We start from the raw sequence: 4,615 nt of genomic DNA, 5'->3' as shown, positions 1-4,615 counted from the left end.
GTCGGCGATCTCGCCGCAGCCCCGGCAGACGACGTGGTGGTGGTTGTCCCCGGCCCGGGCCTCGTAGCGGGCGGGGGGCGGCGGCCCCCGCCACCGCCGGCACCACCCGCTCGGGGCTGCCCAAGCGGCAGCCGCAGGCACAGCTCGTGCCCGGCGGGATCGAGCCCCGGAGCGGCCGCGACCGCAGCCGGCGTACCCCGGACGAAGTTCGGGGCCTGTTGTCGGCCTACCACCGCGGCGTGCAGCGCGGCCGGGCGGCCGGCACGGACCAGGACAGCACCTCGACCAAGGAGACGAGTCGATGAACAGGCCAGCGGCCATGCAGGACATGAGTTGGTTGCTCACCAACTTCGCCGACAGCGTGGCGGGGATCGCCCACGTGGTGGCGGTGTCCGCCGACGGGCTGCTGCTCGCCTCCTCGCGGGATCTGCCCGCGGACCGGGCGGACCAGCTCGCGGCGATCACCTCGGGCGTGGTCAGCCTGACCGAGGGGGCCGCCCGGATGTTCAGCGCCGGCGGCGTGCTCCAGACGGTCATCGAGATGGACAGCGGCTACCTGTTCCTGATGTCGATCAGCGACGGGTCGTCGATGGCCGTGCTGGCGGCCCGCAGCTGCGACGTCGGCCAGGTGGGTTACGAGATGGCGCTGCTGGTCGAGCGCGTCGGTGCGGCGCTGGTGCCGCTGCCCCGGGACGCGGTGCGGTCCTAGCGGGGCGCGACGTGCGGGCCGCGCGTCGCCAGGAACGAGAGGATCCGGCGCCCGACCAGGGGCCCGGCCGGGAGAGGAGGTGATCGTCGATGGACCAACGGCGCGTGGACCCACGTGGTGCGCTGGTACGGCCGTACGCGGTCACCCGCGGCCGGACCGAGGCCCGGATGGACATCGCCCTGGAGGCGGTCCTGACGGCCAGCCCGACCCAGGCCGCGGAGGCACGCTTCGCGGGGCACGACAAGCACCGCATCGCCACCGTTTGTGAGGGCCGGGCACAGTCGCTGGCCGAGATCTCCGCGTACACCCGGATGCCGCTGGGCGTCACCCGGGTGCTGGTCGCCGACATGGTGGCCGAAAGCCTGCTGACGCTACACACTGCCGCTCCCGCCGAGGGGTTCGAGGAGCGGATGGAAATCCTTGGAAGGGTGCTAAGTGGACTTCGCAGGCTATGACCCCGCCGGGGCCCGCCGAAACCGGGGAATCATCTCCGCGAAGATCGTGGTCGCGGGCGGCTTCGGCGTGGGCAAGACGACCCTGGTCGGCGCGATCTCGGAGATCACCCCGCTGAGAACCGAGGCGGTGATGACCGCAGCCGGTGTCGGCATCGACGACCCGTCCAAGGTACCGGAGAAGCAGACCACCACGGTCGCCATGGACTTTGGCCGCATCACCATGGCCGAGGACCTGATCCTGTACCTCTTCGGCACGCCGGGCCAGACCCGGTTCTGGTTCATGTGGGACGAGATCATCAAGGGCGCGGTGGGGGCGGCCGTGCTGGTGGACACCCGCCGGATCACCGACGCCTTCGCACCGCTGGACTACTTCGAGAACCGCAGGCTGCCGTACGTCGTGGCGTTGAACCGCTTCGACGGCGCGCCGCAGTACGAGCTGGAGGAGGTCCGCGAGGCGCTGGCCATCTCGCCGGACGTCCCGCTGGTGCTGACCGACGCCCGGCACCGGGACGCGGTGAAGCAGGTGCTGGTGACCGTCGTGGAGCACGCCATGCTCCGCCTCGAGGCCGAGCAGGGCCGGGGCTACCCGGCGCCGGTCGGCTGAGCGGAACGGCGCCGCCTCCGGGTCGGGTTAGTCGACCCGGAGGCGGTAGCCGCGCTTGACGACCGTCTGCACCACCCGGGGCGCGCGCAACCCGGCGCGCAGCCGGGCCACCGCCATCTCCACGGCGTGCTCGTCGGCGCCGCGCGGCAGCGTGCGCAGCAGGGCGGTCCGGGACAGCACCCGGCCGGGCGAGCCGCACAGCGCCCGCAGCACCGCCATCGGCGCCGGCGCGAGCGGGCGCAGCTCGCCGTCGACCACGGCGGCGTGCCCGCGCAGCGTGAGCAGGTGACCGGCCACCTTCAGGGTGACCGTCCGGCGCGGCAGTTCGTCGACGATGGTCCGGACCAGGGCGCCCAGGCGGGCCCGGGCCGGCGCGCTGACCGGGACCCCGCGCCGCAGCAGCGGCTCCGCGGTGACCGCGCCCACGCAACTGGCGAGCACGTCGCCCCGGAACGCGTCCAGCACCGCGTCGGAGCGGTCCCCGGCGGCGCGCAGCAGCGCCTCGGCCGCCGGGGCCGAGGTGAAGGTGACCGCGTCGACCAGCCGGCCGGCGACCAGGTCGATCAGCCGGTGCAGCGGGGCCGGGTCGGTCGGCGGCGCCCAGCGGTAGACGGGCACCTCGATCACGGTGGCCCCGGCCGCCTCCAGCGCCAGCGTGCACTCCGGTTGCCGCTCGCCGTGCAGCTGCATGGCGATCACCTGCCCGGCCACCCCGCGCCGGCACAGGTGCTCGATCACCTCCTCGCAGCTCTCCGAGTCCGGTGACCACTGGTCGTGCAGGCCGGCGGCCCGGATGGCCCCGCGCGCCTTGGGCCCCCGGGCCACCACGTACGCGTCGGCGAGCACGCCGCGCAGCGGCTCGGCCAGCCCCCAGCCCTCGGCCGCCTCCAGCCAGCCGCGCATCCCGATGCCGGTGTTGGCCATGAGGACGTCCGGCGGCCGTTCCAGGCAGGCCCGGGTGGCCTCCCGCAGGTCGGTGTCGTCGGCCAGCGGCACGATCCGCAGGGCCGGGGCGATCACCACCCGGGCGCCCCGCCGTTGGAGCAGCGCGGCGAGTTCGTCCCGCCGGCGGTCGGCGGTCACCCCGATGGTGAAGCCGGCCAGTTCGTCGCGCATTCACCCCTCCTGTCGCAGCCGCACCTCGACCAGGCCGTCCCGGCAGCGCACGTCGTGCCGGGGCACGGCGACGCCGGGCAGGTCCAGGCAGACCCCGGTGCGCAGGTCGTACACCTGCTTGTGCAGCGGCGAGGCCACCGTCGGCACCCCGCCCCGGCTGCCGACGATCCCGCGCGACAACACGTGCGCCCCGGCGACCGGGTCGCGGTTGTCGATGGCGAACAGCCCGTCGGCGGTGCGGAACAGGGCTACCTGCACGCCGTCGACGAGCGCGGCGACGCCCCGCTCGGGCTCCAGCCGGTCGAGCGGGCAGACCGGCGTCCAGGCGCGCGTCGTGGTGGGCATCGTCGTCGTCATCGTGACGGTCATCGCCGTACCTCCAGCAGTCCGGGCGTCGTGGTGGTCATCGCCGCACCTCCGGCATGCCCAGCGCGACGGGCTGCCGGCCCTCGTCGGCCGGCGTCCGGCCCGCCGGGACCGGCTGGCCCCGTTCGAGCGCGAACGTGATGGACGGGTCGGGCACCTCGGGGGCGTTGACGAAGGAGGCGAACCGGCGCAGCCGTACCGGGTCCTCCAGCACGTCGCGCCACTCGTCCGAGTACGAGGCGACGTGCCGGGCCATGGCGGCGTCGAGTTCGGCGCACAGGCCGAGCGAGTCGTCCACGACGACCGCGCGGAGGTGGTCCAGCCCGCCCTCCATCGCCTCGATCCAGGCGGCGGTGCGTTGCAGGCGGTCGGCGGTGCGGACGTAGTACATCAGGAACCTGTCGACCAGCCGGATCAGCGCTTCGGTGGACAGGTCGGTGGCGAAGAGGTCGGCGTGCCGGGGCCGGAAGCCGCCGTTGCCGCCGACGTAGAGGTTCCAGCCGGTCTCGGTGGCGATGATGCCGAAGTCCTTGCTGCGCGCCTCGGCGCACTCGCGGGCGCAGCCCGACACCGCCGACTTGATCTTGTGGGGGGCGCGGAGCCCCCGGTAGCGCAGCTCCAGGGCGATGGCCAGCCCGACCGAGTCCTGCACCCCGTACCGGCACCAGGTCTCGCCGACGCAGGACTTCACCGTGCGCAGCGCCTTGCCGTACGCGTGGCCGGACTCGAAGCCGGCGTCGACCAGCCGGCGCCAGATCTGCGGCAGCTGCTCGACCCGGGCCCCGAACAGGTCGATCCGCTGCCCACCGGTGATCTTCGTGTAGAGCTGGAAGTCCCGGGCCACCTCGCCGATCACGATGAGCTTCTCCGGGGTGATCTCGCCGCCGGGGATCCGGGGCACCACCGAGTAGCTGCCGTCGCGTTGCAGGTTGGCCAGGAAGTGGTCGTTGGTGTCCTGCAACGACGCCTGCTCCCCGTCCAGCACGTGGCCGGTGCCGAGGGAAGCGAGGATCGAGGCGACCACCGGCTTGCAGATGTCGCAGCCGCGCCCCCGGCCGTGCTCGGCGACGAGCTGCGAGAAGGTGCGGATGCCGCGCACCCGGACGATGTCGAACAGCTCCTGCCGGCTGGCGTCGAAGTGCTCGCAGAGCGCCGTCGACTGCCGCACCCCGGCCGCGTCGAGGAGCTGCTTGAGCATCGGCACGCAGGAGCCGCAGCTGGTGCCCGCCCTGGTGCACGCCTTCAGCGCCGGCACGTCCGCGCAGCCACCGGCGATCGCGGCGTCCACGTCGGCGCGGGTCACCGCGTTGCACGAGCAGACCTGCGCGGCGGCGGGCAGCGCGCCGGCGCCCGCGCCCGCCGCGC

General features: G+C 74.0%; 7 protein-coding genes. 4 read left to right on the top strand and 3 right to left on the bottom strand.

Annotated features, from left to right (window positions below; all coding sequences use genetic code 11):
• From AB0G13_RS34100 to AB0G13_RS34085, 4 genes are all read left to right on the top strand, one after another.
• The coding region (locus tag AB0G13_RS34100; RefSeq protein ID WP_357883645.1) for a hypothetical protein at positions 1-305 on the top strand (305 nt) is incomplete at its 5' end.
• Positions 302-709, top strand: coding sequence for a roadblock/LC7 domain-containing protein (locus AB0G13_RS34095; protein ID WP_067359650.1), 408 nt, complete (start codon positions 302-304; stop codon positions 707-709). The genes AB0G13_RS34100 and AB0G13_RS34095, both read left to right, overlap by 4 nt.
• 89 nt (positions 710-798) lie before the next feature.
• Positions 799-1,164 (top strand): DUF742 domain-containing protein, encoded by a 366-nt coding sequence (locus AB0G13_RS34090; RefSeq protein ID WP_091627805.1) that lies wholly within the window; start codon positions 799-801, stop codon positions 1,162-1,164.
• Positions 1,145-1,768, top strand: a complete 624-nt coding sequence (locus AB0G13_RS34085; protein ID WP_357883642.1) for an ATP/GTP-binding protein — start codon at positions 1,145-1,147, stop codon at positions 1,766-1,768. The genes AB0G13_RS34090 and AB0G13_RS34085 overlap by 20 nt, the downstream gene beginning before the upstream one ends.
• 27 nt (positions 1,769-1,795) lie before the next feature.
• Here AB0G13_RS34085 and AB0G13_RS34080 read toward each other — a convergent pair whose 3' ends face one another.
• The 3 genes from AB0G13_RS34080 to nirB form a co-directional block, all read right to left on the bottom strand.
• Complete coding sequence (locus AB0G13_RS34080; RefSeq protein ID WP_357883639.1) at positions 1,796-2,884, bottom strand: uroporphyrinogen-III synthase; 1,089 nt, start codon at positions 2,882-2,884, stop codon at positions 1,796-1,798.
• The gene (gene nirD / locus AB0G13_RS34075; RefSeq protein ID WP_357883648.1) at positions 2,885-3,229 is read right to left on the bottom strand and encodes a nitrite reductase small subunit NirD; all 345 of its coding nucleotides are present in this window, start codon (positions 3,227-3,229) and stop codon (positions 2,885-2,887) included.
• Positions 3,230-3,287: 58 nt separating this feature from the next.
• On the bottom strand, positions 3,288-4,615 hold a 1,328-nt coding region (gene nirB, locus AB0G13_RS34070; protein WP_357883636.1), incomplete at its 5' end, for a nitrite reductase large subunit NirB.

Source organism: Micromonospora sp. NPDC023633 (assembly GCF_040640035.1).
Lineage (GTDB): Bacteria > Actinomycetota > Actinomycetes > Mycobacteriales > Micromonosporaceae > Micromonospora.
This window is presented reverse-complemented; position numbering and strand designations above follow the sequence as displayed.

Excerpts from the sequence above, each read along its gene's own strand:
- AB0G13_RS34095 (WP_067359650.1), top strand. The coding sequence starts at position 302 with ATGAACAGGCCAGCGGCCATGCAGGACATGAGTTGGTTGCTCACCAAC.
- AB0G13_RS34090 (WP_091627805.1), top strand. The coding sequence starts at position 799 with ATGGACCAACGGCGCGTGGACCCACGTGGTGCGCTGGTACGGCCGTAC.
- AB0G13_RS34080 (WP_357883639.1), bottom strand. The coding sequence starts at position 2,884 with ATGCGCGACGAACTGGCCGGCTTCACCATCGGGGTGACCGCCGACCGC.
- nirD (WP_357883648.1), bottom strand. The coding sequence starts at position 3,229 with ATGCCCACCACGACGCGCGCCTGGACGCCGGTCTGCCCGCTCGACCGG.